The organism is Collinsella sp. TF10-11AT, from assembly GCF_003437565.1.
Lineage (GTDB): Bacteria > Actinomycetota > Coriobacteriia > Coriobacteriales > Coriobacteriaceae > Collinsella.
The window spans coordinates 1-23,824 of record NZ_QSQW01000002.1 but is presented as its reverse complement, the minus strand read 5'-3'; the positions used below and the strand labels follow the sequence as shown (position 1 = coordinate 23,824).

Here is a 23,824-nt window from a genome sequence, read left to right as displayed (position 1 = left end):
ATTCGGCCACCTATGTGCCCGATTGGCCGCAGCAATGCTCAATATAACTTTAGATAAAACTGATTCTGCAGGAACTCCCGTAGAGAAAGAACTGATTCTCACGATATTTAACAAGATTAAGTACAAATATGAACAGTTCTAATGCTTCTCGAGGCGGCTTTCTTAGCATGCTGGCCGAACATCTCGAAATATGTTGGCGAGCATTGCATCGATGCATCCCAACCCACAGAAAATCGCAGAGGCGGCAAGCAGTCATCGAAATTATCGCAAATTGTATTGACATATGAACATGCGCTCATATAATCGGAAGTAAGTTATATGAGCGCATGTTCATATGAAAGGATATTGCAATGAGCATCCGCGTTGATGAAACGAAACCCGACATCGAGGCCACCGAGCCCGCGATCCCCACCACCTGCTCGCCCGAGGACCTTCCCGACGAGGAGCTTCTCTACGACCTCGCCGACCTGTTCAAGGTCTTCAGCGACACCACGCGCATCAAGATCCTCTACGCCCTCATGGGTCGCGAGCTCTGCGTGGCAGACATCGCCGAAGCGACCGAAACCTCGCAGTCGGCAGTATCGCACCAGCTGCGCACGCTTAAGCAGTCGCACCTGGTCAAGTTCCGGCGCGACGGGCGCAATATCCTCTACTCGCTTGCCGACGATCACGTCTATACCATGCTCAACCAAGGCATGAGCCACATCTGCGAATAGCGACCAACCACGGTACCAGCGCGGCCTGCACCCAAGCCGCAAAAACGGGAAAGGAACCCAACATGAAAAAGCAGTTTAAACTCGACGAGATCGACTGCGCCAACTGCGCGCGCGAGCTTCAGGACGAGCTGGCCAAGCTCGAGGGCGTCAAGTCCGTTTCGGTCAACTTTATGACCCAGAAGCTGACGCTCGAGGCCGACGACGCCAAGTTCGACGAGGTCCTGGACCGCGTCGTTGAGTTCACCGCCGACGCCGAGCCGGACTGCGAGATCATTCTCTAACCCGCGCATACGTTGACCTGCGAGGCCGCGCTTGCCGCGGCCTTTGCTCGCGAAATTATATGAGCGAGTGTTCATAAACTCAAATGAGAGGCTTGAATCATGACAGCCGCCGATCCCAAAAAGAAAAAGAAGAAGCGCAAGAAGAAAGAGTCCCTTGAGCATAAGCGCAACCGCATCCTGGTAGCACTGGGCATTTTTGCCGTTGTTTATGCCCTCGACGAGCTCGGCGCCCTCACTATCGCATTTGGGGAGCCCGGCAACATCTACGCCAGCTTTGTGCTGTTCCTCGTGCCGTTTTTGATTGCCGGCTACGACGTACTGCAAAAGGCATTCAATAACATCCGCCGCGGCAAGGCCTTCGACGAGAGCTTCCTCATGGCCGTCGCGACCATCGGCGCGTTTGCCATGGTGCTCTTCCCCGACACCGACCCGCACATGGCCGAAGGCGCCGCTGTCATGCTGTTCTACCAGGTCGGCGAGTTGTTCCAGGCATACGCCGTGGGCAAGAGCCGCAAGTCGATCAGTGCCATGATGGACATCGCGCCCGACTACGCTAACGTCGAGCAAGCCGACGGCACACTCGAACAGGTCTTTCCCGATGACATCGCCGTCGGCACCGTGATCGTGGTCAAGCCCGGCGAGCGCGTGCCTATCGACGGCGTCATCGTCGAGGGCGAAACCCAGCTCGACACCGCCGCACTCACGGGCGAGTCGGTCCCCCGCCCGGCCAAGACCGGCGACGATATCATCAGCGGTTGCATCAACATGACGGGCCTCATCCACGTGCGCACCACCAAGCCCTTTGGCGAGTCAACCGTCGCGCGTGTTCTGGAGCTCGTGGAGAATGCCAGCGAAAAGAAGGCGCGCACCGAGAACTTCATCACGCGCTTTGCCCGCGTCTACACCCCCGCCGTCACTGGCGCTGCCGCGGTGCTCGCGCTTGGCGGCGGCCTGGTGACTGGCGCTTGGTCCGATTGGATCCTGCGCGGCCTGACCTTCCTGGTCGTCAGCTGCCCGTGCGCCCTCGTGATCAGCGTACCGTTGAGTTTCTTTGGCGGCATCGGCGGCGCGTCCAAGCTGGGCGTTCTCATCAAGGGCTCCAACTACCTCGAGACGCTCGCCGACGTGGACACCATCGTCTTCGACAAAACGGGCACCCTCACCAACGGCACGTTCTCAGTCGTCGCGGTGCACCCCGAGGCTGGCTATACCGAGCAGTCGCTGCTCGAAGTCGCAGCCCTTGCTGAGTCGTTCTCCGATCACCCCATCGCGCAGTCCGTGCGCGACGCCTACCAGGGCGAGGTCGACCCCAAGCGCGTGAGCGACTCCGCCAACGACGCGGGCCACGGCGTGACGGCAACCATCGACGGCAAGCACGTCGTCGTTGGCAACGCCAAGATGCTCGCCGCGGCCGGCGTTGAAGCACCGGACTGTGAGGTTGTCGGCACGATCCTCCACGTGCTCGTTGACGGCGTGTACGCCGGCCACATCGTGATTGCAGACACCGTTAAGGCCGATGCGGAGCAAACGATTCGCGACCTGCATGCCGCCGGTATCAACCGCACCGTCATGCTCACGGGCGACCGCGAGGAGGTTGCAGCGTCTGTGGCCAAGCAACTCGGTCTCGACGAGTTCCACGCGCAGCTCCTGCCGGGCGACAAGGTCGAGCGCGTTGAGGCGCTACTCGCGGCCGAAAGTGGCAAGGGCAAGCTCGCCTTTGTCGGCGACGGTATCAACGACGCTCCTGTGCTTACGCGCGCCGATGTGGGCATTGCCATGGGCGCCATGGGCTCCGACGCCGCGATCGAGGCCGCCGACGTGGTGCTGATGGACGACAAGCCGTCCAACATTTCCCGCGCGATCCGCGTGGCGCGCAAGACCATGTCGATTGTTTGGCAGAACATAATCTTTGCGCTGGGCATTAAGCTGCTGATCCTTGTGCTGGCAGCGCTGGGTATCGCCAATATGTGGCTTGCCGTCTTTGGCGACGTAGGCGTGGCGATCATCGCTATCCTGAACGCCATGCGCGCGATGGGTGTCAAGAACCTGTAGCGCCTGCGGTAACGTTGCTGGCGGTTCTTGGGCATCGATTGGTGGCGGGGTTCCTTGTCTGAGTTGGACTTGGTTGGCGGGGCTACTGGTCCCGGTCGCTGTCCCGTCCCAGCATCGCCCTCAGCTTCTCAAAGCTTTCCTCGCTCAGGCAGTGCTCCATGTGGCAGCCCTCTTGCGACGCGACCTCAGCCGAAACACCCGCATCCTCCAGCAGCCCCACGAAAAAGCAGTGACGCTCCCACATTTGGCGAGCGACCTCCAGACCACGCTCCGTCAGATGAACGTCGCGCTTGCCCATTTCGACATAGCCGTTGCTTTCCAGCGTCGCCATGGCCTTGGAAACGCTCGCCTTGGTCACGCCCAGGTATTCGGCGACGTCGATTGAGCGCACCGTGCCTTGGCGCTGCGACAGAACGTAGATCGATTCGAGATAGTCTTCTCCGGATTCACGTAGGGCCATGGGCCGCCTTTCGCGATGATTGCTAGTTAGCCTTTGGATACTTTCCTTGGCTTACTTTACCGCAAAAGTTGACCATGTCTTACTGCATTGACCAAAAAGTTAGCCGCGTTTCACAAAACGTGCGGGACGAAAACAAAATGGGAACGCCCCGCAAGGAGTGTCCCCAGCTGCCGGCAGATAAGGAGCGTCCCCAAGTGCCGGGTCGCAGCTACACGAGGCCAAAGTGCTTCGCGGCGTTGTAGATGCCGTCGTCATCCACGGCGGTCGTTACGTAGGTCGCTGCGGCCTTCACGGTCGCCTGCGCGTTGCCCATTGCCACACTTGTGCCCACGGCCGAGAACATCGACAGGTCGTTCTCGCCGTCGCCAAAGGCAATCGCCTCGCTCGCGTCGACACCCAGGCGTTCCAGCGTCGCCGCGACACCCAGGTCCTTACCGCCGTTGGCAGGGATAATGTCGCAGAACAAATCGCACCAGCGCGTAGTGAGAGAATGCGACACCGCGTCGGTCACGATATGTTCGTCGGCGGGGTCCACAAAGGCGCAAAACTGGTAGACCGGCGCATCGAAGGCATGCTCAAACGGTTCCTCGTGGTAGACGATTCCCGCGTTGCTGCCGGCCGTCACCACGCGCTCGGACAGACGGTTCACAAACGAGTTCTCGCCCTGCATACACAGCGAGTCATAGCGCCCCTGCGCCACCTGGTCCACGATTACCGCAACGTCGTCCGGATCAATCGGACAGCTGCGGTAAACCCCCTCGGCATCAAAGCAGTGCTGGCCCGAGAGCGTAATGTACGCATCCCAACCCAGGTCGAACAGCCAATCGGGCATCTGGTAGGTCGGGCGACCCGTAGCAATCACGCATGCGATCCCCTGCTCGTGAAAGCTGTCGAGCACCTGCTGCGCCGACGCCGGAATCCGATGGGTCTTAAAGCTCAGCAGCGTGCCGTCGATATCGAAAAACGCGGCCTTGATCATCCTCGCCTACTCCTCGCCCTCGAGCTTCTCGCTCGCCTCGAGCCACGCCATCTCCAACTCGTCCATGGCAGCGTGGGCCTCGTCGATCTTTGCCTGCTGCTCGCCCAGCGCCGTGTAGTTGGTGGGGTCGACCTGAGCCATCGCGACCTCGGCCTCCTCCACGCGGGCGCGCTGCGTCTCCATTTTGCGCTCGAGCGAGCTCACCTCACGACGGAGCTTTTGGCGCTCGGCATTGGAAAGGCCGTTGGGCTGACCGCTCGACTTGGGCTTTTCGGCCGCAGCTGCCGCGGCACCGGTGTCGAACGTACCGGTCTTGGCGCTTGGTGCACCCACGGGCTCGCCCTCGGCGGTGGCGTTGCACAGGCGCAGGTACTGGTCGACGCCGCCGGGCATATGCGTCAGGTGGCCGTCGAGCAGCGCCCACTGCTGGTCGGTCACGCGCTCCATCAAAAAGCGGTCGTGCGTCACCAGAATCAGCGTGCCGGGCCAGCCGTCCAGCAAGTCCTCGACAATCGCCAGCATGTCGGTATCCAGGTCGTTGCCGGGCTCGTCCAGGATGAGCACGTTGGGCTCGTCCAGGATCGTCAGCAGCAGCGACAGACGACGGCGCTGGCCGCCCGAAAGATCGCCGATGCGGCTCCAGAGCTGCTGCGTCGTAAAGCCCAGACGCTCGCAGAGCTTCTCGGGTGAAGTCTCCTTGCCGTCAATGACGTAGTACTTCTTATAGTGGCTGAGCACCTCGCGGATCGTGTCGCCCATGTAGGGCTCGAGCTCCTCGAGCTGCTGCGACAGCACGCCAAAGCGCACCGTCTGGCCGATCTTCACGCGGCCGCGCAGGGGCGCGATCTTGCCCTGGATCACGTCGAGCAGCGTCGACTTGCCGGCGCCGTTCTCGCCCAAAAGACCATAGCGGTCGCCCGCGCCGATGAGCCAGGTCACATCGGTGAGCACCTGTTTGGACGTGCCATCGGCATCCGCATAGCCGGCGTCCACGTCGACCACATCGATAACCTGCTTGCCCAGGCGGCTCACGGCCAGGCGCTTGAGCTCCAGCTCGTCACGCACGGGCGGCACGTCGGCGATCAGCTCGCGAGCGGCATCCACGCGAAACTTGGGCTTGGTGGAACGGGCCTGGGCACCGCGGCTCAGCCACGCGAGCTCCTTGCGCGCCATGTTGCGGCGGCGCTCCTCGGTGACGGCGGCCATGCGGTCGCGCTCCACGCGCTGCAGGATGTATGCCGAGTAGCCGCCCTCGAAGGGATCGACCTGGCCGTCGTGGACCTCCCACATGCTGGTGCAGACCTCGTCCAAGAACCAGCGATCGTGCGTGACCACGAGCATGGCGCCCTGACCGCGCTGCCAGCGGGCCTTTAAGTGACGCGCAAGCCAGTTGATGGTACGCATGTCCAGGTGGTTGGTGGGCTCGTCGAGCATGAGCACGTCGTAGTCGCCGATCAGCAGGCGCGCGAGGTCCACGCGACGGCGCTGGCCGCCCGAAAGCTCGCCCACTGTGCCTTCCCAGGGCACATCGCTGATGAGGCCGGCCAGAATCTGGCGCGTACGCGGACTCGACGCCCACTCATACTCGGGCGCGTCGCCCACGACGGCATGATGCACGGTGTCGGTATCGACCAGGTTGTCCTTTTGGCCGAGCAGACCGATCGTCGTGCCGCGGCGGTGCGTCACGCGTCCGTCATCGGGCTCCAGCGTGCCGGCGAGCACGCTCAGCAGCGTCGACTTGCCGTCGCCGTTTTTGCCGACAATACCAATACGGTCGCCCTCGTCCACGCCGAGCGTCACGCTATCGAAAATATGCTTGGTGGGAAACTCTAGGCTGACGGAATCGCATCCCAAAAGAATCGCCATATGCCCTGCTCCTTCGTAGAAATTCAACGTTGTCCATGATAGCAGCGAGCCCCACCCCAAACCACCACGAAGGCGCCTGTCGCCTTTGCGGTGGTCGTTTCGGTCGCAGAGCAAAAAGGCGGGCCATCTCGCAAAAGAGATGACCCACCTCTCCAATCAGTCCCGCGGCAACCGTGGCCGCCGCGGGCCTCAAGCATGTCCCGGACTAGGAGAACATGCCGGTGAGGTAATCATTCAGCCGCTTATCCTTGGGCCGTTGGAAAATCTCGTCGGTCTCGTCGTACTCGACCATATCGCCCATGTAGAAGAACGCCGTGCGGTTGGACACGCGCGACGCCTGCTCCATGTTGTGCGTCACGATGACGATGGCACGGTCGGCAACGATCGACGACATCAGGTCCTCGATCGCCAACGTCGAGATGGGGTCGAGCGCCGAGCAGGGCTCGTCGAACAGGATCACGTCGGGGTTGAGCGCCAGCGTGCGCGCAATGCACAGACGCTGCTGCTGACCGCCCGAAAGCGCGTAGGCGCTTTTGTCGAGCTTGTCTTTGACCTCGTCCCACAGCGCGGCACCGCGCAGACTCTCCTCGACTATGCGATCGAGCTCATCACGATCGGTGATGCCGTGGCGCTTGGGCGCAAACGCGATGTTGTCGCGAATAGACTTGCGGAAGGGGTTGGGCTGCTGGAACACCATGCCGATGGAGCGACGCAGCTCGTACGTGTTCTCGGTCTTGGTGTTCACGTTGCGCCCGCGGTAGTTGATCTCGCCCTCCACGCGACAGCGGCGAATCTCGCGATTCATCAGGTTGAGGCTACGCAAGAAGGTCGACTTGCCGCAGCCCGAAGGCCCGATGAGCGCCGTGATCTCACCCTTGTGGAAGTCGAGCGACGTATTGTGCAGCGCATGGTGGTCGCCATAGTACACGTTGACGTCCTTGGCGGAGAGCACGACCTCGTCGCTCACGGCCTTGCCGCTCACGCGCACGCGCCTCTCGCTCTCCCCCACGCTCGACAGAAAGTCCTGGGGGGTGTCGGACGTGGCCGCCTCGGTTGCGGGCGTTGCATTCATATCGCTCATTCGGCCGTCATCTTCCTTGCCAGTTGCTTGCCCACGATACGGGCGACTACGTTAAACAGCAGCACGCAAATCATCAGCAGTGCCGCGGTGCCCCAGACGATCTGCTGGGCCTCGGGGCTGCCCTCGCCATAGATCTTGTAGATGTGCACGGCCAGCGACTCGCCGGGACGGAACACGTTCCAGGCGCAGGTGGGGCTCGACAGGTTAAAGCTCAAGAAGTTGAGGCGGACCGGCGAGCTCATGCCCGAGGTAAAGAGCAGCGCCGCGGCCTCGCCAAACACGCGGCCGGCCGAAAGCACGATGCCGGTCACGATGGCGGGCATGGCCTCGGGAATCAGGATGTGCAGTGTGGCCTCCCAGCGAGTGAGGCCCATGGCCAGGCACGCATCGCGCTGGGCCTGCGGCACGTCCTCGAGCGCCTGCTGAATCACGCGCACCAGGATGGGGATGTTGAACATGGTGAGCGCGACGGCGCCGGAGATGATGGAGTACTTCCAGCCCAGCTGCACCGAGAACACCAGAAAGCCGAACATGCCGACGACGATGGAGGGCAGCGAAGACAACGTCTCGATGGCGGTCGAGGCGATGTCGCGAATGGGACCGTCGGGCGCGTATTCAACTAGGAAGACCGCGCCGCCCAGGCTGATGGGCACCGAGATGATCAGGGTAATCAGCAGCAGATAGAACGAGTCGAACAGCTGGTAGAGCACGCCGCCCTGCGTTCCGTTGGCGCGTGCGGGCTGCGTGAGAAAGCCCGGCTGGAACAGCGTCGAGATACCCTCGAACAGGATGTAGGCCACCATGGAGACGACGATAAGCATGACGATGGCGACAATCGCCGTCAGCACGCCCGTGGCGATACGGTCTTGCCTTTGGACACGCCCGAGTCTCGCCTCGTCGATATGGATGCGCGTGCTAGCCACGAGCCTTCGCCCCCTTGCGGCCAATGAGATGGATGATCAGGATAAAGATGAGGCTCATGCCCATCAGCAGCAGGCCGAGCGCCCACAGGATGTCGTCCTGGGCCGAGCCCTCGGCATAGACCGCCATGGACGTGGTGAGCGTGGTGGTGATGGTAGACGCCGGCGACAGCAGCGACGTCGGCATGGCCTCGATGCCGCCAATGACCATGCGCACGGCGAGCGTCTCGCCAAAGGCGCGGGTCATGCCAAGGATGACTGCGGTCATGAGCGAGGGCATGGCGGACTTGAGCACCACGTGCCAGATGGTCTGCCAGCGGGTGTAGCCCAGCGCGAGCGAACCCTGGCGGTAGCTATCGGGCACGGCGCGCAGGCCATCGACCGAAAGCGTGGTCATCGTCGGCAGAATCATGACTGCCAGCACGATAGCGCCGGGCAAGATACCCAGACCCGTGCTCACGTGGAAAACGCTCTTCATAAGGCCGACGACCACGTGAAAACCGATCAGGCCAAAGACGACCGAGGGAATACCGGTCAAAAGCTCAATGAGCGGCTGAAAAACCTTGGAGCCAAACTTAGGCTGAATCTCGACCGCAAAGATGGCAGAGCCGATGGCGATGGGCAGTGCGATGAGCGTGGAGAGCACCATGACCGCAAACGAGGTGACGATCAGGGGCAGGGCGCCAGTGTAGGGCAGGCCGTTTTCGGCCGTGTTGGCCAGGTCCCACTTGGTACCGATAAAAAACTCGACGATCGAGACGCCGTCCTTGAAAAAAGCCGAGAGGCCCTTTTGGGCGACCATAAAGATGAGCGCGGCAACGACAAGCGTCACGAGCGCTACGCACGCACCCGTGACGCCCAGGCCCACGTTCTCAAGCTCGCGCTTTGGCAGCTGTTTTGCCATTGCAAACCTTTCCGGGGGCGATTACTTATTTAGCGGAGACCTTGCCGCTGGCGTCCTTGACGACCTTCATGGCAGAAACGGGAATAAAGCCCTGCTCCTCGACGAGCTTGCCCTGGACGTCGTCGGAAAGCATGAACTCCAGGAAGGCCTTGGTGGCCTCGTCGGCGTCCTTAGCACAGTACATGTGCTCGGTCGCCCAGATCTTGAAGGAGTCGTCGGTGACGTTTGTGCTCTTGGGCTCGACGCCCTCGACCATGATGGCGTTGAACTTGGAGTCATCGAAGTGCGAGAAGTCAAGGTAGGAGATGGCGTTGTCGGTGCTGCCCATCTGAGTCTGGACATCGCCGGACTTGTCGAGCTCGGCGTCGCCCTTAAAGTCGACGGCCTCGTCGCCAAAGACGGCGGCCTCGAAGGTGGCGCGGGTGCCGGAGCCGGCCTTGCGGTTGAGAACGACGATCTTGGCGTCGTCGCCGCCGACCTCCTTCCAGTTGGTGATCTGGCCGGAGAAGATGCCCTTGAGCTGCTCGAGGGTCAGGTCGTCGACTGTCACGTTCTTGGAGACGACGGGGCCCATGCCCACGACGGCGACCTCGTGATCGACGAGGTTCTTGACCTGATCGGCCTCGAGCTTGGTCTCGGCGAAGACATCGGAATTACCGATGGTGACGGTGCCGGCGGCGACAGCGGTCAGGCCCTTGCCCGAACCGTTGCCCGAACCGGAGACGGAGACGTCGGGGTTGGCATCCATAAACTTCTCGGCAGCAGCCTCGACGAGAGCCTGGAACGAGGAGGCGCCGTCGTAGGTTACCTCGCCCGAGACGGACTCGGCAGCAGCGGCGCTACCCTTGTCGGCGGCGTCGGTTGCGCCTGCGCCGCCGCAACCAACGAGACCGAGGCCGACGATGCTGGCAAGACCACCAGCGAGGCCGAGGAACTGACGACGAGAATAAGCCTGATCGAGCATGATCTTCCTTTCATACAAGCGACTCGCGGGCACCCTGCCCGCTTTGCTGTTTGGAAAGATACGATCTCGATCGGGCAGCGCCCGCGTCAGCTGCGCTTTATTACGGGCATCTGATAGACCCTTACCGCAAGCGCGGCTCGGCTTTACAAACGAATAACAAACCCGCCACCAAGCATGACCCGCCTTTTACACCAATAAAAACAAAGTTGCGGTGAAATAATTCCTGCTTGGCCATCAAATGGCCCATTCTAGGAACTATTCCACCGCAACTTAAAAAGCCCGGACGAAAGGGGTGCTAAGTTGTTAAAACGCCGCAGCCTTAAAGCTCAAGCTCGTTCAAACGTAAGATCGCCACGATATAAATCTTGAGCGCCTGCTTGAGCTGTTCCTCGTTGGCGCACTCGTTGGGACCGTGCATCTGGCCGCCCCACTCGGGCAGCTCCAGACCGGTCTCCTCGGGGCCAAACGAGACGGCGCGGGCAAAGTTGCGCGCGTACGTGCCGCCGCCCATGGCAAAGGGCTCAGCATGCTTGCCCGTAAACTCGTTATAGGTATCAATAAGCGCCTTCACGGCCGGATCGTCGGCAGAGACCGAGAACGGCACCTTCGCACGACCCACACGGCACGTCACGCCAAAACGGCCCACGAGCGGATCGAGCTGCTCGCGGATGGTATCGGCACTCGTGCTGTCGGGGAAGCGCACGTCGATGACCTGCTCAATATGGCCATCCGCCACGCGGATGACGCCAGCGTTGCAGGTAAGCGGGCCAAACGCCGGACTCGTCGCATCGATACCCAGGCCGCGACCATAGGCGTCCGCATGCACAAAGGCCAGGAACTTGACGAACTCGTGCTCGGCAGGCGTCAGCAGGCGCTCGTCGCGTGCACCAAACGCGTCCTCGGCCTCGCGCAGATACGCCACGATCAGCCCGACGGCGTTGATCGTTCCCTCTGGCATCGAGGCATGACCGCCAATGCCGTGGGCGAAAATCTGCGCATGCCCGTTATCGAGCGCCGTGATCTCCAGGCGGTCGCCGTTCTCGACCGGCGCCGGCAGCTCATCGGCGGCAATCGCGAGCTCGCAGATGGACTGCGACGGAATGGCATTGCTCGCCTCGGCGCCGCTCCACGACACGATGCGCCCGCCGTCGATCTTGGGGCTCACGAACGTCGCCCCAAACTGGCCCTTCTCGGCATTGCAGACCGGAAACTCGGCATCGGGCGTAAACAGAAAGTCGGGGTCTGCGTGATTCTCCAGATAATGGTGAACGTCGGACATGCCCACTTCCTCATCGCAGCCCAGCAGCGCGCGGAAGGTATAGCGCGGCACAATGCCGTGTTTGAGCAGATAAGCGCCAGCGTAGAGCGACAGCACCGCCGGGCCCTTGTCGTCGATCACGCCGCGGCCGAGCAGCCAGCCCTCGCGACGCTCCATCGCAAATGGGTCGGTATTCCAGCCGGGGCCGGCAGGCACCACGTCCACGTGGCAGATGGTCGCGAGCTGCTTGTCGCCGCGGCCAGGGATATCGGCAATGCCCACATAGCCCTCGTCATCGCTCGTCTGGTAGCCGAGCTTCTGCGCGATGCCGAGCGCACAGTCGAGCGCGTCACGGACCGGGCGGCCAAACGGCGCGCCGGGCTCTGCATCGGCAGAAACTGCCACGGACGGATAGCTCACCAGCTGCTCGATATCGGCGACGACATCTTCCCAGACCTCGTCGACATACTCAGCGACGCTCTGCTCCACCTGATTCATAGACTGCCTCCTTACCAATGAGCAGCAAGCGTACCCGCCCCTCACATTTAGTTCCTAGATAGAGAAAAGTTTAGCAAGCTCGGCCACCGAGTGCACCACTGCATCGGCACCCGCCGCCTCATGCTCACCCGGCGCCGCCGCGCCCGAATAGATGCCGATGCACGGCACGCCCATCGCGTGCGCGCCCTCGACGTCGTTAAAGCGATCGCCGATCATCACGGCATCGCCCGCCGTCGCACCGAGCTCTGCCAGGGTATCGCGGACCGAATCGGCCTTGGTCTCGCGTCCCAGCGGCGGATTCATGCCAACCACGGCTTCGAACTGGCAAAGCCCCAGCTCATGCACCATATCGATGCACTTCGCTTCCATGCGCGACGTCGCGACGGCCATACGCTTGCCCTGGGCGGCAAGGCCGTCGAGCAACTCGGCGATTCCATCAAACACGGGATACTCTTCCGGTCCTAGCTCATCAAAAAAGGCACGATACTCGTCGGCCACCACGAGCGACTCCTCGCGGGAAAAGCCATAAAAGTCGTGGAAGCTCTTCCACAGCGGAGGCCCGATCATGCGGCGCAGGTCACCCATCTGCGCTTCCGAAAACCCGCGCGCGGCGAGCGTCTTGCGTGTCGAGGTCATCACTGCCCGACCCGTATCGGCCACCGTGCCGTCAAAATCAAACAGCACGACCGGCCGCCTGCATATCTCCAGTGCCTCCATCGGCATCCCTCTTCCCCGGTTGATGATTTCCACACTGACACTTCAAACTGTTGACTATTCAACAATTGAACTTAGCAATGTAGGGCAACTCCACTATACTTGTCGCACTTTGCTCTCAGAAGGCGGCGCGCAGGCGCCCCAACGAAAGGTGCAATTATGTCTTTTGCCATCATAACCGACTCCACGTCGGACATCTCCCCCGCCCGTGCTCAAGAGCTTGGCATTTACGTCATTCCGCTGCATGTGATTATCGAGGGCGAGGACCTGCTCGACCAGGTGCAGATTACCGCCGAGGAATACGTCGCCCGCATGGCCGGCTCCGAGCAGCTGCCACACACCTCGCAGCCGAGCGCCGGCGAGTTCAAGGCACTCTTTGACCGCGTGCGCGCCGACGGCCACGATAGCGCCATCTTTATCTCGCTGTGCAGCGAGTGGTCCGCCTGCTATGCCAACGCATGCCTGGTCGCCGAGACCCACGAGCTCGACGTGCGCTGCATCGATTCGCGCACCGGCTCGGGCGCCGAGGGCTTGCTGGTGGAGTACGCGCTGGCCATGCGCGAGGACGGCCGCAGCTTGGACGAGACCGAGGCGCAGATCCGCGCGACGCTGCCCGACGCCCACCTGCTGCTGATTCCCCGCACGCTCGAGAACCTAGTCAAAAACGGCCGCGCCCCCAAGCTCGCCGGCCAGCTGACGCAGATGCTCAACATTCGCCTGGCCGTTTCGCCGGAGTGGAAATCGGGCGAGATCAAGGCCATCAAAAAGGGCCGCGGCGCCAAGCGCATCGTCGCCAACACCATGGCAGATTGCCTCGCGTTTTTGGACGAGCACCCGGGCTCAAGCGTGCGTGTGCTCACGACCGGCGCCGCCGAGGAGCAGGAACTTGTCAACGAGGCACTCGCGGGCCAGGATTACGTAGACGCCGGCACCGGCCCCATCGGCTGCACCATCGCCACCCATGTAGGCGTCGACGCAATAGCCATCAGCTACTGCCCCCACTACCAACCTGCCAATTAGGGACAGGTTTATTTTGGCAGGTTTTATCTGGGCAAACGTTAAACAGTAACAAAGGCTTGCCTGGCAAGATCGGACATGCCAAAGCCGTCGAACAACCGAAGTACACCCAGCCACAACAAAGCCATCACGCCGACGCGCCGCAACTCAAGGCGCGCCGGCGTCTTTTTAGGAGTCGCGGCGGAAAAGGGGCCGTTTTAGCCAAAAGGCCGCGAAACGCTTCCCATTACGCCGCAACTTCATTGCCGCCCAACCAGCCAATCGAGAAATTGGCGGCGATCGATGCTTTGTCCAACCCCCTTGCGATACCCTCTGGGCAAAAAATGGCAAATATGAGTACTGTTACCAGTTTAGTAACAGCGAAATCTGGCTGAATTTGCCGTCTTCCGCCAATTCCGAGCGTCATAAAGTCCCGAATCGCCATGTTTATAGGGTTGATTATATCCAATCCGAATCGATTGGTCTTAAATACTTTCCTGATGATATGTTACTGCTCAAACCACAGTACTCATATTTGCCATTTTTTGCCCACAGGGTCTATTCGAGGATAGTTTCCTGCGCCTCCAGCCCACCTCATGGCCGCCAAAACCCATTCAGCAACAGCTACCGCACATTTTGACATCAGCCAAACACCACTCACGGAGCTGTACTCCGCTATCGCCGAACCAAAATCAGAGCCGAGTCCCTTAAAAATCAAAATAACGTACCCTCATTTCAATGAACTCCGACAAGAACGGCATTTACATGAGCACCGTCACGCATCAATACGCCCTCATCGGGGGCACGCTATTCCAATTCAAGAAAATCGTCGCCCATGTATCGGAGCCGCACAGCCAAATCGTCATCTGCGGCAACGGTCCAGACATCCGTTACGCAACACTGGAAGAATGGGAGAAAGCTGGCGAATCTTTCGATAGACGGGCGCAGGTCGAGGGTGTCGTCACCAGTGCGAGCCCAGCGCGCGACAAACTCGAGCTCTTTCGCAATCTCTTTACTGGCCGCAAAGATGTTTACGCCCATGGGTACCGCAGAAAAGACGGGGGAATCGGCTATACGCCCGCCTGCGCAAACGAGTGGAAGTCAGGCATTTGTCCCAAAGCAAATCGTCAGAAAACCAAATGCGCTGAATGCGGCAACCGCGTCTTCCCCGAGTTGAGCGATACCGCGATCATCTCCCATTTCAAGGGCAGTGACGACAGACTCCGAGACGTCATAGGTCAATATGTTCTCGATAATGACAGCAACACAAAAGTCCTGGTCATCGACTTTGACGGAGCCGATTGGAAAGAAGCGACAAACGCCATTCGGCTTGTCGCAAAAAACCATGGAATCGATGCTGCAGTCGAGCGATCGAGATCAGGTAACGGCACACATGTCTGGTTTTTCTTCCTAGAGCTCACCAGCGCGAAGATCGCACGAGAATTTGGAAGCAGCCTTATCACCGAAGCGGCGGCGCTCAACAAGACAATCACCTTTGAAGCTTTTGACCGGATGCTGCCCGCACAGTCCACCATTCCTGAGGGAGGCTTTGGAAATCTCATAGCGCTGCCTTTTCAAGGAAAAGCGCAGCGAAAAGGGAACAGCGTATTTGTTGACGAGCAATTTGAGCCCTTTCCCGATCAATGGCTTTACCTTTCTCAAATCCAGTTAATCCCGCGCACGACGGTGCAAAATCTGATCGAGAGCATCGACAATAGGTCGCACGGAATAGCGGCTGCGACGGCGGCAAACACCGCCGCACCGCATTCCCAGAGGCCGCGAAAGCGGCTTCCGCTCACACCGCGGGACCTCCCGTCATCGCTGTCCGTCACGCAGGCCGATATGCTCTATATCCCCGAAAAATCTCTGAGTCCCGCAGCTCAAATGGAAGTCCGCAGGCTTGCAACATTTGCCAACCCAGAATTCTTCCGCGCGCAATCTATGCATCAATCGGTATTCGGCAAACCGCGGTACATAGACCTCAGCGAACTTAGAGACGGCTGCGTCGCGATTCCCAGAGGCTGCAAGACTCAGCTTGAGCGGCTGCTTCAAGAAGCCGGCGTTGCTGCCCACTATTCAGACAAGCGCCAGTCTGGAAATCCAATTGTAATGACATTTAAAGGGACTCTTCGCCCTGAACAGCAAATTGCCGCTGAACAAATGCTCGGCCATGAAGACGGGATCATGTCTGCACCGACGGGTTTCGGGAAAACCGTCATTGGAGCCTATCTTATTGCTGCCATCGGTCTTCCAGCGCTCGTCATCGTTCCCAAGACTGCGCTCATTGCCCAATGGAAAACCCAGCTCGAACGATTTCTCGACATCACGGACAACAGAGAGCCCGTCCGAACCCCAAAAGGACGAATCAGCAAAAGGCAGCCTCCGCTCATTGGTCAAATCGGAGGAGGCAAAACCGCCATAAGCCATCTCATCGACGTTGCTTCATTCCAGTCTTTGTCCAGCAAGGACCCCCAGACCGAAGAACCAATAGCCAAGGAGTTCGTTCGTGATTACGGCCTCATCATCTGTGATGAATGTCACCATGCAGCCGCACCACAGCTTGAGCTCGTCCTCAAGTCCGCTCCAGCCAAATATGTATACGGCCTTTCCGCGACGCCCGAACGCTCGGACGGACTCACGCGAGCACTCTCAATGCTCTGCGGCCCGCTTCGCCATGCCATTGATCCAAAAACGCAAGCAATCCAACAGGGAATTCAGCGCGTTGTTAGGCCGCGTTTTACCGGAGTTCGACTACCCGCCTACGAACCAGGGGCGTCCTTTAATCAAGTTCTCGATCTCCTGTGTGCGCACACAGCGAGAAACGAAGCAATTGTCGACGATGCCCTCGAGACCGCGTCAAACGGTCGACATCCGCTTGTGCTATCCAAAAGGAAAAAACATGCCGAAGAGCTATGTAGGCTGCTTCAAAGCCGCGGACACGAACCTATACTCTTAACCGGAGAAATCGACGCCAAAGAAAGAAAGGCAATACTGAACAGCCTTCCCGGCTTCGAGCATGAGCATCGAATTATCATCGCAACCGAAGGCCTTCTGAGCGAGGGTTTCGACCTGTCTTACCTTGACACTCTGCTCATTGCCACACCGATATCTTGGGACGGCAGCATAACGCAGCAGGCAGGCAGACTACATAGAAGTCACGAGGGCAAGCAGCGGGTTGAGATATTCGACTATGTTGATTTGTCGATACCCATGCTCGCGCGTATGTACCAGAAGAGACTCAAGACCTACGCAAAGCTAGGATATGAAGTCTTTGCAGCAAATGACAACAAACGGGCCGATCAAAACATCCTCGTTAGGCCGGCAAGGGCCGTGGAGGCCTTAGCGGATGACATCGCGCGCGCAACGAAAAGCATTTTTATTGCCGCGCCCTACGCATCCGCTGCATGCCTCGCAAAGCTCGCTGCCGTACTCACAGGCGCCGCCGCCCGTGGGATTGCCCTTGAGATTTCAATTGCCTCGACTCCGCACAATGACGTGAAAGCGATTTTTACCGAGATGAACGTCGACTATTCCATCAAAGCCGAAGGGCGCCTGTGCGCGTCAGTAATTGACGAGGAAACCGTCTGGTACGGAACCATTCCATTACTGGCCTTTCCTAAGAAAGAGGACTGCAGCATCCGTTTCAAAAGCAGCGAAGTTGCAGCCGAACTTTTAAGCGAAATCCAGCGAAGAGGAGAACCGGAGGTCGCAGCCACGAACGGGACGTCTCCAACAGTTACGGTGGAATAGGGGCCATTTTTGGCCAATCGGCCGCGAATCAATCCCTATTCCCCCGCGAATCATAAGCGAGCAATCAGCCCTGCGGGCCCTGGAATAGTTCCTCATGCGAGCCCATTCTGACCAGCCGGATCACAGGATTAGTCTTATGCGGCAAGTAGAGAACGACCACATCGACCAAGCCATCGGATAGATGGAAATCGATGTGGCCGTTGTAGTTGCCGCCCGGGTTTGAAAGCTCGTGGGCACCATATTCCGCGGGAAGCGAGCCGTGAGCCGCAAGCTCTGCGACTGCCGCCTTAAACTCGGTTTTTAGCTGCGGATGGATGCGCATCGTCCGTTTGTAATCCGCCTTAAACTGAGCCTCGACCTTAATCTCAAACATCGCTAGTCCTCATCGAGGAATGATATAAGCTCATCAGCGTTATTGAATGACGGGCTGTCGTCCGGCAGAATCCCCAACTCATGAGCTTCGGCGATCACCATGGCACGCCTCGTTGCCTCGTTGGGCACCTCCGCCCTTCCTACGATCTCAAAAGGAATCTTTCGTTGATTTACCAGCTGCCGAACAGCAAGGTTGAGATACGAATTGAGACTCAGACCAACCGTATCCAAGAACTCAGTCGCCTGTTCCTTGAGCCCCTCTTCGATGCGAACCGTCGTAGGCTTAACCGTTGCAGTAGACATACGCGACCTCCTCGCCTCGTCTTTTGCATCAGTATACCCAATTTCGATGGCAGTCTGATGTTAAATAGCATCAGTATGCCGTTCACATTGCTATAACAACAGTCACAGCACCCTACATCAGCCCGCTCAGGGCAATGTCAACGGCCTCGTTGAGGTCGTCGGTGATGTGCACCAGCTCCGGATCGAGCGGGCTAATCATACCGGCGTCCATCACCGGGCCGTTGAGCCAGTCGAACAGGCCCTGCCAGTACTCGGTTCCCACCAAAACGAGCGGCATGCGCTTGACCTTGTGCGTCTGTACCAGCGTGAGCACCTCGAACATCTCGTCGAGCGTACCAAAGCCACCAGGAAACACGATGGCGCCCGAGCTGTATTTGACGAACATGGTCTTGCGCACAAAGAAGTAACGGAAGTCCATGCCAAGGTTCACGTATTTGTTGAGCCCGTGCTCGTGCGGCAGCTCGATACCCAAGCCGACCGACTTGCCGTTGACACTCGCCGCTCCCCTGTTGGCCGCTTCCATGATGCCGGGGCCGCCGCCGGTGATGACCGCCACGCCACGTTGCGCGATCTTGCGCCCGACGGTACGCGCCGCCTTGTAGAGCGGATCGGTCTTGGGCGTGCGGGCGCTACCGAAGATGGTCACCGCAGGACCAAGCTCGGCAAGCGCGCCAAAACCATCGACAAACTCTGCCTGGATGCGCAGCACGCGCCACGGATCAGCATGCAGCCAGTCGGTCGAGTCCTCGGGCGCCAGCAGGTTGGCGTAGGTATTGTCCTTGGGAATCATGGGGCCGCGCATGACCACGGGGCCGCGGCGGTACGTCTCGTCGTAGGCTGGCTCGCCCTCGACATTCTCGTTCTTAATCATGGGTACTCCTATCGAGAAAAAGAAAAACGGGCGGGGTCGACGCCATGCGCCAAACACCCGCCCGAACATCAACTATTCGGGATGGTACCCACGATGCATCAAGTGCTTGCAAGCTATCGGTCATCGGTCGCGCAGACGGTGTTAGCGAACGTGATGACCGGCCGGTGCTCGCCCCTTGCCATTGCCCGCGCTCTGCAAGCGCCCGCGCCGCTCTTAGTAGTCCACCGCCGCAGGACTGTTCATCCAGTCGCTCACAAACGCGCCGTAGCGGCCCTCGATAATGGCCTGACGGGCACGCTGCATAAGGTTGAGCAGGTAATAGATGTTGTGCATCGACAGCAGAATACCGCCGAGCATCTCCTTCTGCGTGACCATGTGACGGATGAGCGCGCGGCTGTAGCCGCCCGTGCACACCGGGCAGGTGCAGGTGGGATCGATGGGGCCGTCGTCGTGCGCAAAGCGCGCGTTGCGGAAGTTAAGGCGACCTTCACTGGAGAACGCCGTACCCATGCGGCCGGTGCGCGTCGGCAGCACGCAGTCGAACATGTCGATGCCCACGCCAACGCCGCGCACGAGCGTGGTAGGGTTGCCGACGCCCATGAGGTAGCGCGGCTTGTGCTTAGGCATATACTCGGAAACCAGCGGCGCCAGTGTCTCGAACATGGTCTCGTGGTCCTCGCCCACCGAGTAGCCGCCGATGCCGTAACCGGGGAAGTCGCCGCACTCCTCCAGGTGGCGCAGCGATCGCAGGCGCAGATCCAGATGCATGCCACCCTGAACGATGCCAAAAAGTGCCTGGTCATCACGGGTATGAGCCTTGTAGCAGCGCTCGGCCCACATACTCGACAGCTCCACGGCGCGCTCGACATAGGCACGCGTGGCAGGATAGCCGGGGCACTGGTCGAGCTGCATGCAAATGTCGGAACCGAGCTTCATGGCGATTTCCATGTTGTCCTCGGGCGTCCAGAACACGTGGCGACCGTCGTAGTCGTTGACGATAAAGCGCACACCCTCGTCGGTGAGCTTGACGGCGTCGTTATGGCTAAAGACCTGGAATCCGCCCGAGTCGGTGAGGATGGGGCCGTGCCAGTTCATGAACTTATGCAGTCCGCCCAGCTCGGCGATGGTGTCCTCGCCGGGGCGCATGGACAGGTGATAGGTGTTGGCAAGCACGATCTGGGCGCCGAGCTGCTTGACGGTCTCGGTGGGAATACCCTTGACGTTTGCCTTGGTGCCCACGGGCATAAAGATCGGCGTCTCGATGTCACCGTGCGGGGTGTGCAACACGCCGGCACGCGCGTGCGTCGTAGGGTCCTCGGCGATCAGGTCGAATTTAAAAAGGTTCTGGTCCATAAACTGGAACTCCTTGGTTGCGGTTCATACGCAAACCATTATACGGGCAACCCGCAAGAAGCACCGACTCGACAGAAACTAGTGCATTAGGATCAGGTTCCCGCGCTAGTCGTTGGGGACGTTCTTAAACGACTAGACGTTGGGGACAGCCTTCAGCGCCATCTTGCAAAGGAGTGTCCCAATCTGCCGGCACTTAGGGACTGTCCCCAACTGCCGACAACGCCGATGCTCTGGTAACGCCGATGCTCTGACAACATCAGCGAGCGGTCGCCAGGGCGAACAAATTGGCATGAAAAGAGGGCGGCATAGACCTTCTGGTCATGCCGCCCTCTTTGAATGACAAGTTGTCGCTCTGGTGACCGCGCAGCGTCGGCCGGTCCGCCGTTCGGTAGAACGGCGGAACCCCTAAGGACGCTGGCCCATGCCACCCTCGAGGGTGACGGTCTCGCCGTTCATATACTTAAAGTCGGGACCGCAGAGCTGAACGACAACGCGGCCGATTTCCTTCTCGACGTCGCCGTAGTGGCCTGCCGGCGGCATGTGGACGTTGGCCTTGAACGCCTCGGGATAGGCATCTTGGAAGTTCTCGAGCGCGGCGGTCCAAGCAAGCGGGCAAACGATGTTGACGTTGATGCCGTCCTTGCCCCACTCGTTGGCGGCGACGCGAGTCAGGCCGCGGATGCCCTCCTTGGCGGCAGCATAGCTGCACTGGCCGTAGTTGCCAAACAGGCCGGCGCCCGAAGCAAAGTTGACCACGGAGCCCTTGGTCTCCTTCAGGTGCGGATAGGCCTTCTGCATGTACAGATAGGTTGCATACAGACCGGAGTAAATGGCCAGGTTAAACTGATCCATGGTGTGGTCGGCGATGGTCACGCCCGAGGCGCTGGCCTGAGCGTTGTTAACGACGGCGTCGATGCGACCGAACTCCTCAATCGCCTTGTCGATAACGTTCTGCACGACGGCCTCGTTGTCCTGACCGGCGGAGACATCGGCCTGAACAGGAAGAACCTTAACGCCGTACTCAGCCTCGAGAGACTCCTTGGCGGCCTCGAGCTTGGCAACGTTGCGGCCGGTGATGACGAGGTTCGCGCCCTCCTTGGCAAAAGCGATATCGATGCCGTAACCGATGGAGCCAGCGGAGCCGTCCTTGAGCGTGGCCTTGCCGCCGCCGGTGACGATCACGGTCTTACCAGTGAAAAGTCCCATACAAAGTCCTTTCAAATCGCGACGGGCCCGCCCGTCGACTGCGCGCATCCAACTTCACGCGCCAAAAGCTGACATGCAACTTTAGCGTGTTCAAGTGAATAGAAAAGGCCTCGGTAGGCGAACGGCATAACGTCTTTCGGCGAAGGGATTGTCAAGTACAAACTGGATAAAGTGGCCGAGTTTTTGCTATCGACACGAGCCATCGAACACGTTTTGAAACTTTGCTGCAGCGCGCGGGATGTCGGCGCGAGACTTTATCATAGGGTGACAAACAACGATGAGGAGCACATGCCTATGACAGACGAGCTGGACCCCCAGACTCAACAGCATATTGATAACTCCGCAGACACCATTGACGGCTGCGATACTTCCACCAGAAGCGATGGCGGCATTGATGCCGCTGTCGAGGAGGCTCCTGCCGCCGCAGACGAGGCCGCAGACGCAAATGTCGCCGCAGAGCAAGACAAAGAAGAGCAGCTAGAGCAGCCGGACCCGAGCGATACTGAGCCCAAGGCTGAGAACGCTCCGCAAGCAGCAGGTCCCATCGAGGTGTCTTCGGAAGAAGAGCTCGACGCCGTCATGGACTCCATGATGGATGCCGTCAAAGCGATGAAAGACGCCGTGGCCGACGCTGACGTTGACGCCGAGGAAGAGGAGGCCGCCGAGGCAGCCTCGACCTTCGTACCCGGCGAGACTCCGGTTGCCGACCAGGGCAGCACCATGCCCTCGTTTCTGCAGCTCGAGCATCCCACGATTGGTGCCGATGCGGTCGACCCGCACGCAGCAGGCTTTTCTGTAATCGAGGGCGGTACCGGCAATATCGCCGTGCCGCAGGCTGCCGATGCGGACGCTGCCGACACCGCTCGCCCGACCGCCCCGCACTCCTCCGCCGCGAGCCGCGATCTGGGGACCGCTGTCTCGAACACTGCGAACGCCGTGGGCACCTTTATCGCCCAGGGTGCCTCGGCCATGCGCGAGATGAACGCCGCGAAAAAGGCACTTGCCGATGCCCGCGCCCACCTGGCCGAACTTGAGCAGCGCATTGCCGATCAGGCCGAGGAACTCGAGACGCGCCAGGATATCGCAGGCCGCTACGACCAGATCGTCGCCGACCAGCGCCAGGCGATTGCCACGGCCCAAAAGACTGCAGCGGCCGCCGAGATTGACCGTGATGCCCACGCCTCCAAAGCGACAGAGCTCAAGGGTCAGCTCGAACAAATGAAGACAGAGGATGACGCGACTGAGCTCCGTCTGAAGGCCGCGCTCGATGCCGTGGAGGCCCGCGAGGCGAGCTCGCGCGAGACCGGCAACCGCCTCGTTCGACGTCTTGAGGATTCCAAGCGCATCCGCGACAAGGTGAAGGCAGAGCGAGACGCCGGCATTGCCGCCGCACAACAAACCGTCGACGCCACGCGCGCCCAGCTCGAGACGCTGCGTCATGAGTATGCCGAGCTGCAACGCAATCCCTCGGCAAATCCCGCCAACTATACGGTGCGCACCAGCGAGCTCTCGATGCAGATTTCCGACACGGCAGATGCCCTGCGTAAAGCCGAAGAAGATGTCCCGCGTATCACCGCCGACCTTGAGCACTCGCTTGCCGCAGCCGAGCAGGCCGTCGAGCAGGCTCAAGCCCCTATCGCCGACGCAAAACGCGCGCACCAAGCCGTGACGACCGAAGCCGATGCCGCGCGCGACGAGCTGCAGACGGCGAAGACAGCCGCCGCGACTCGTCAGCGCGAACTGCGCGAGAAGATCACTGCCGAGGACAAGGCACGCCGCGACCAGGAGCAGAGCATCGCCAACGCCCAAGCAGATGCCGCACATGCGCAGTCGATCATCGAACAGGCGACCGAAGTGCACGACCACCCAGAGATCACTGAGTCGCTTGCAGGATCCTTGGCCCGAGACAAAGCCGAACACACCGAGACCGAGCGAGAAGTCGCCCAGCTCGAGGCCACCGAGGACGCGGTGCGCGAACGTACCCGCGACTCACGCATCAAATTCACCGGCGCCATCGTCTGCATCGTTGCCGTAGTTCTCGTGATCATCTTGATCTGGCTGTTCGCGAGCAAGTAACCACTCCCCAACGATTACAAGGACTGTCCCCAGGTGCCGGCACATAAGGAACGTCCCCAAGTGCCAACAAAGGCGACGCCGATGTTTTGGCGCGGACAGCGAAAACCCGCTAGAGCGGCATCCTCTTGACAACCAAAGAAATGCCGGTGTTTTGGCAACGACAGACACTATGACCCAATCCAGGGGCACGGAAACGACAGGAGC

General features: G+C 60.1%; 20 protein-coding genes. 6 read left to right on the top strand and 14 right to left on the bottom strand.

Features of this window, described 5'->3' with window-relative positions:
* The first annotated feature begins 350 nt into the window (after positions 1 to 350).
* From DXC99_RS01590 to DXC99_RS01580, 3 genes are all read left to right on the top strand, one after another.
* On the top strand, positions 351 to 716 hold the full coding sequence (locus DXC99_RS01590) for a helix-turn-helix transcriptional regulator (RefSeq protein ID WP_055285819.1): 366 nt from the start codon (positions 351 to 353) through the stop codon (positions 714 to 716).
* A gap of 62 nt (positions 717 to 778) precedes the next feature.
* Entirely contained in the window at positions 779 to 997 is a 219-nt protein-coding gene (locus tag DXC99_RS01585; RefSeq protein ID WP_089572082.1) for a cation transporter, read from the top strand.
* A gap of 99 nt (positions 998 to 1,096) precedes the next feature.
* Positions 1,097 to 3,049 (top strand): heavy metal translocating P-type ATPase, encoded by a 1,953-nt coding sequence (locus DXC99_RS01580; protein WP_187361843.1) that lies wholly within the window; start codon positions 1,097 to 1,099, stop codon positions 3,047 to 3,049.
* 82 nt (positions 3,050 to 3,131) lie between these two features.
* Here the strand turns inward: DXC99_RS01580 and DXC99_RS01575 are convergent, their stop codons facing one another.
* The 9 genes from DXC99_RS01575 to DXC99_RS01535 form a co-directional block, all read right to left on the bottom strand.
* Positions 3,132 to 3,509: a metal-dependent transcriptional regulator gene (locus DXC99_RS01575; protein ID WP_117629071.1), complete on the bottom strand. Its 378-nt coding sequence runs from the start codon at positions 3,507 to 3,509 to the stop codon at positions 3,132 to 3,134.
* A gap of 208 nt (positions 3,510 to 3,717) precedes the next feature.
* Complete coding sequence (locus DXC99_RS01570) at positions 3,718 to 4,488, bottom strand: Cof-type HAD-IIB family hydrolase (RefSeq protein WP_117629070.1); 771 nt, start codon at positions 4,486 to 4,488, stop codon at positions 3,718 to 3,720.
* 6 nt (positions 4,489 to 4,494) lie between these two features.
* Positions 4,495 to 6,354, bottom strand: coding sequence for an ABC-F family ATP-binding cassette domain-containing protein (locus DXC99_RS01565; protein WP_117629069.1), 1,860 nt, complete (start codon positions 6,352 to 6,354; stop codon positions 4,495 to 4,497).
* A 205-nt stretch (positions 6,355 to 6,559) separates the two neighbouring features.
* Positions 6,560 to 7,435 (bottom strand): phosphate ABC transporter ATP-binding protein PstB, encoded by an 876-nt coding sequence (pstB, locus tag DXC99_RS01560; protein WP_117629068.1) that lies wholly within the window; start codon positions 7,433 to 7,435, stop codon positions 6,560 to 6,562.
* On the bottom strand, positions 7,432 to 8,358 hold the full coding sequence (gene pstA / locus DXC99_RS01555; RefSeq protein ID WP_117564462.1) for a phosphate ABC transporter permease PstA: 927 nt from the start codon (positions 8,356 to 8,358) through the stop codon (positions 7,432 to 7,434). The genes pstB and pstA overlap by 4 nt, the downstream gene beginning before the upstream one ends.
* Positions 8,351 to 9,259 (bottom strand): phosphate ABC transporter permease subunit PstC, encoded by a 909-nt coding sequence (pstC, locus tag DXC99_RS01550; protein ID WP_117629066.1) that lies wholly within the window; start codon positions 9,257 to 9,259, stop codon positions 8,351 to 8,353. The genes pstA and pstC overlap by 8 nt, the downstream gene beginning before the upstream one ends.
* Before the next feature lie 25 nt (positions 9,260 to 9,284).
* A complete protein-coding gene (locus DXC99_RS01545) occupies positions 9,285 to 10,223 on the bottom strand; it encodes a phosphate ABC transporter substrate-binding protein (RefSeq protein WP_117629065.1) in 939 nt (312 codons plus the stop codon).
* Positions 10,224 to 10,542: 319 nt separating this feature from the next.
* The gene (locus tag DXC99_RS01540; RefSeq protein WP_117629064.1) at positions 10,543 to 11,979 is read right to left on the bottom strand and encodes a M20 family metallopeptidase; all 1,437 of its coding nucleotides are present in this window, start codon (positions 11,977 to 11,979) and stop codon (positions 10,543 to 10,545) included.
* A 54-nt stretch (positions 11,980 to 12,033) separates the two neighbouring features.
* Positions 12,034 to 12,696 (bottom strand): HAD hydrolase-like protein, encoded by a 663-nt coding sequence (locus DXC99_RS01535; RefSeq protein WP_233505642.1) that lies wholly within the window; start codon positions 12,694 to 12,696, stop codon positions 12,034 to 12,036.
* A gap of 156 nt (positions 12,697 to 12,852) precedes the next feature.
* On the opposite strand from DXC99_RS01535, the gene DXC99_RS01530 reads away from it, so the two are divergent.
* Both DXC99_RS01530 and DXC99_RS01520 read left to right on the top strand, forming a co-directional pair.
* A complete protein-coding gene (locus DXC99_RS01530) occupies positions 12,853 to 13,713 on the top strand; it encodes a DegV family protein (RefSeq protein ID WP_117629062.1) in 861 nt (286 codons plus the stop codon).
* A 741-nt stretch (positions 13,714 to 14,454) separates the two neighbouring features.
* On the top strand, positions 14,455 to 17,439 hold the full coding sequence (locus DXC99_RS01520) for a DEAD/DEAH box helicase family protein (RefSeq protein ID WP_158549276.1): 2,985 nt from the start codon (positions 14,455 to 14,457) through the stop codon (positions 17,437 to 17,439).
* Positions 17,440 to 17,503: 64 nt separating this feature from the next.
* Here DXC99_RS01520 and DXC99_RS01515 read toward each other — a convergent pair whose 3' ends face one another.
* The 5 genes from DXC99_RS01515 to DXC99_RS01495 form a co-directional block, all read right to left on the bottom strand.
* Positions 17,504 to 17,812, bottom strand: a complete 309-nt coding sequence (locus DXC99_RS01515) for a type II toxin-antitoxin system YafQ family toxin (protein WP_117583790.1) — start codon at positions 17,810 to 17,812, stop codon at positions 17,504 to 17,506.
* A 2-nt stretch (positions 17,813 to 17,814) separates the two neighbouring features.
* On the bottom strand, positions 17,815 to 18,114 hold the full coding sequence (locus tag DXC99_RS01510) for a type II toxin-antitoxin system RelB/DinJ family antitoxin (RefSeq protein ID WP_117583791.1): 300 nt from the start codon (positions 18,112 to 18,114) through the stop codon (positions 17,815 to 17,817).
* Positions 18,115 to 18,226: 112 nt separating this feature from the next.
* Positions 18,227 to 18,985, bottom strand: a complete 759-nt coding sequence (locus tag DXC99_RS01505) for a TIGR00730 family Rossman fold protein (RefSeq protein WP_117629061.1) — start codon at positions 18,983 to 18,985, stop codon at positions 18,227 to 18,229.
* 213 nt (positions 18,986 to 19,198) lie between these two features.
* A complete protein-coding gene (tgt, locus tag DXC99_RS01500) occupies positions 19,199 to 20,338 on the bottom strand; it encodes a tRNA guanosine(34) transglycosylase Tgt (protein WP_022093813.1) in 1,140 nt (379 codons plus the stop codon).
* A 405-nt stretch (positions 20,339 to 20,743) separates the two neighbouring features.
* A complete protein-coding gene (locus DXC99_RS01495; RefSeq protein ID WP_006235414.1) occupies positions 20,744 to 21,544 on the bottom strand; it encodes an SDR family NAD(P)-dependent oxidoreductase in 801 nt (266 codons plus the stop codon).
* Between the two features lie 294 nt (positions 21,545 to 21,838).
* On the opposite strand from DXC99_RS01495, the gene DXC99_RS01490 reads away from it, so the two are divergent.
* Positions 21,839 to 23,620: a hypothetical protein gene (locus DXC99_RS01490; RefSeq protein ID WP_117629060.1), complete on the top strand. Its 1,782-nt coding sequence runs from the start codon at positions 21,839 to 21,841 to the stop codon at positions 23,618 to 23,620.
* Positions 23,621 to 23,824 lie beyond the last annotated feature (204 nt).

Coding starts and splice junctions, on each gene's coding strand:
- DXC99_RS01590 (WP_055285819.1), top strand. CDS start 351: ATGAGCATCCGCGTTGATGAAACGAAACCCGACATCGAGGCCACCGAG.
- DXC99_RS01585 (WP_089572082.1), top strand. CDS start 779: ATGAAAAAGCAGTTTAAACTCGACGAGATCGACTGCGCCAACTGCGCG.
- DXC99_RS01580 (WP_187361843.1), top strand. CDS start 1,097: ATGACAGCCGCCGATCCCAAAAAGAAAAAGAAGAAGCGCAAGAAGAAA.
- DXC99_RS01575 (WP_117629071.1), bottom strand. CDS start 3,509: ATGGCCCTACGTGAATCCGGAGAAGACTATCTCGAATCGATCTACGTT.
- DXC99_RS01570 (WP_117629070.1), bottom strand. CDS start 4,488: ATGATCAAGGCCGCGTTTTTCGATATCGACGGCACGCTGCTGAGCTTT.
- DXC99_RS01565 (WP_117629069.1), bottom strand. CDS start 6,354: ATGGCGATTCTTTTGGGATGCGATTCCGTCAGCCTAGAGTTTCCCACC.
- pstB (WP_117629068.1), bottom strand. CDS start 7,435: ATGAGCGATATGAATGCAACGCCCGCAACCGAGGCGGCCACGTCCGAC.
- pstC (WP_117629066.1), bottom strand. CDS start 9,259: ATGGCAAAACAGCTGCCAAAGCGCGAGCTTGAGAACGTGGGCCTGGGC.
- DXC99_RS01545 (WP_117629065.1), bottom strand. CDS start 10,223: ATGCTCGATCAGGCTTATTCTCGTCGTCAGTTCCTCGGCCTCGCTGGT.
- DXC99_RS01540 (WP_117629064.1), bottom strand. CDS start 11,979: ATGAATCAGGTGGAGCAGAGCGTCGCTGAGTATGTCGACGAGGTCTGG.
- DXC99_RS01535 (WP_233505642.1), bottom strand. CDS start 12,696: ATGGAGGCACTGGAGATATGCAGGCGGCCGGTCGTGCTGTTTGATTTT.
- DXC99_RS01530 (WP_117629062.1), top strand. CDS start 12,853: ATGTCTTTTGCCATCATAACCGACTCCACGTCGGACATCTCCCCCGCC.
- DXC99_RS01520 (WP_158549276.1), top strand. CDS start 14,455: ATGAGCACCGTCACGCATCAATACGCCCTCATCGGGGGCACGCTATTC.
- DXC99_RS01515 (WP_117583790.1), bottom strand. CDS start 17,812: ATGTTTGAGATTAAGGTCGAGGCTCAGTTTAAGGCGGATTACAAACGG.
- DXC99_RS01510 (WP_117583791.1), bottom strand. CDS start 18,114: ATGTCTACTGCAACGGTTAAGCCTACGACGGTTCGCATCGAAGAGGGG.
- DXC99_RS01505 (WP_117629061.1), bottom strand. CDS start 18,985: ATGATTAAGAACGAGAATGTCGAGGGCGAGCCAGCCTACGACGAGACG.
- tgt (WP_022093813.1), bottom strand. CDS start 20,338: ATGGACCAGAACCTTTTTAAATTCGACCTGATCGCCGAGGACCCTACG.
- DXC99_RS01495 (WP_006235414.1), bottom strand. CDS start 21,544: ATGGGACTTTTCACTGGTAAGACCGTGATCGTCACCGGCGGCGGCAAG.
- DXC99_RS01490 (WP_117629060.1), top strand. CDS start 21,839: ATGACAGACGAGCTGGACCCCCAGACTCAACAGCATATTGATAACTCC.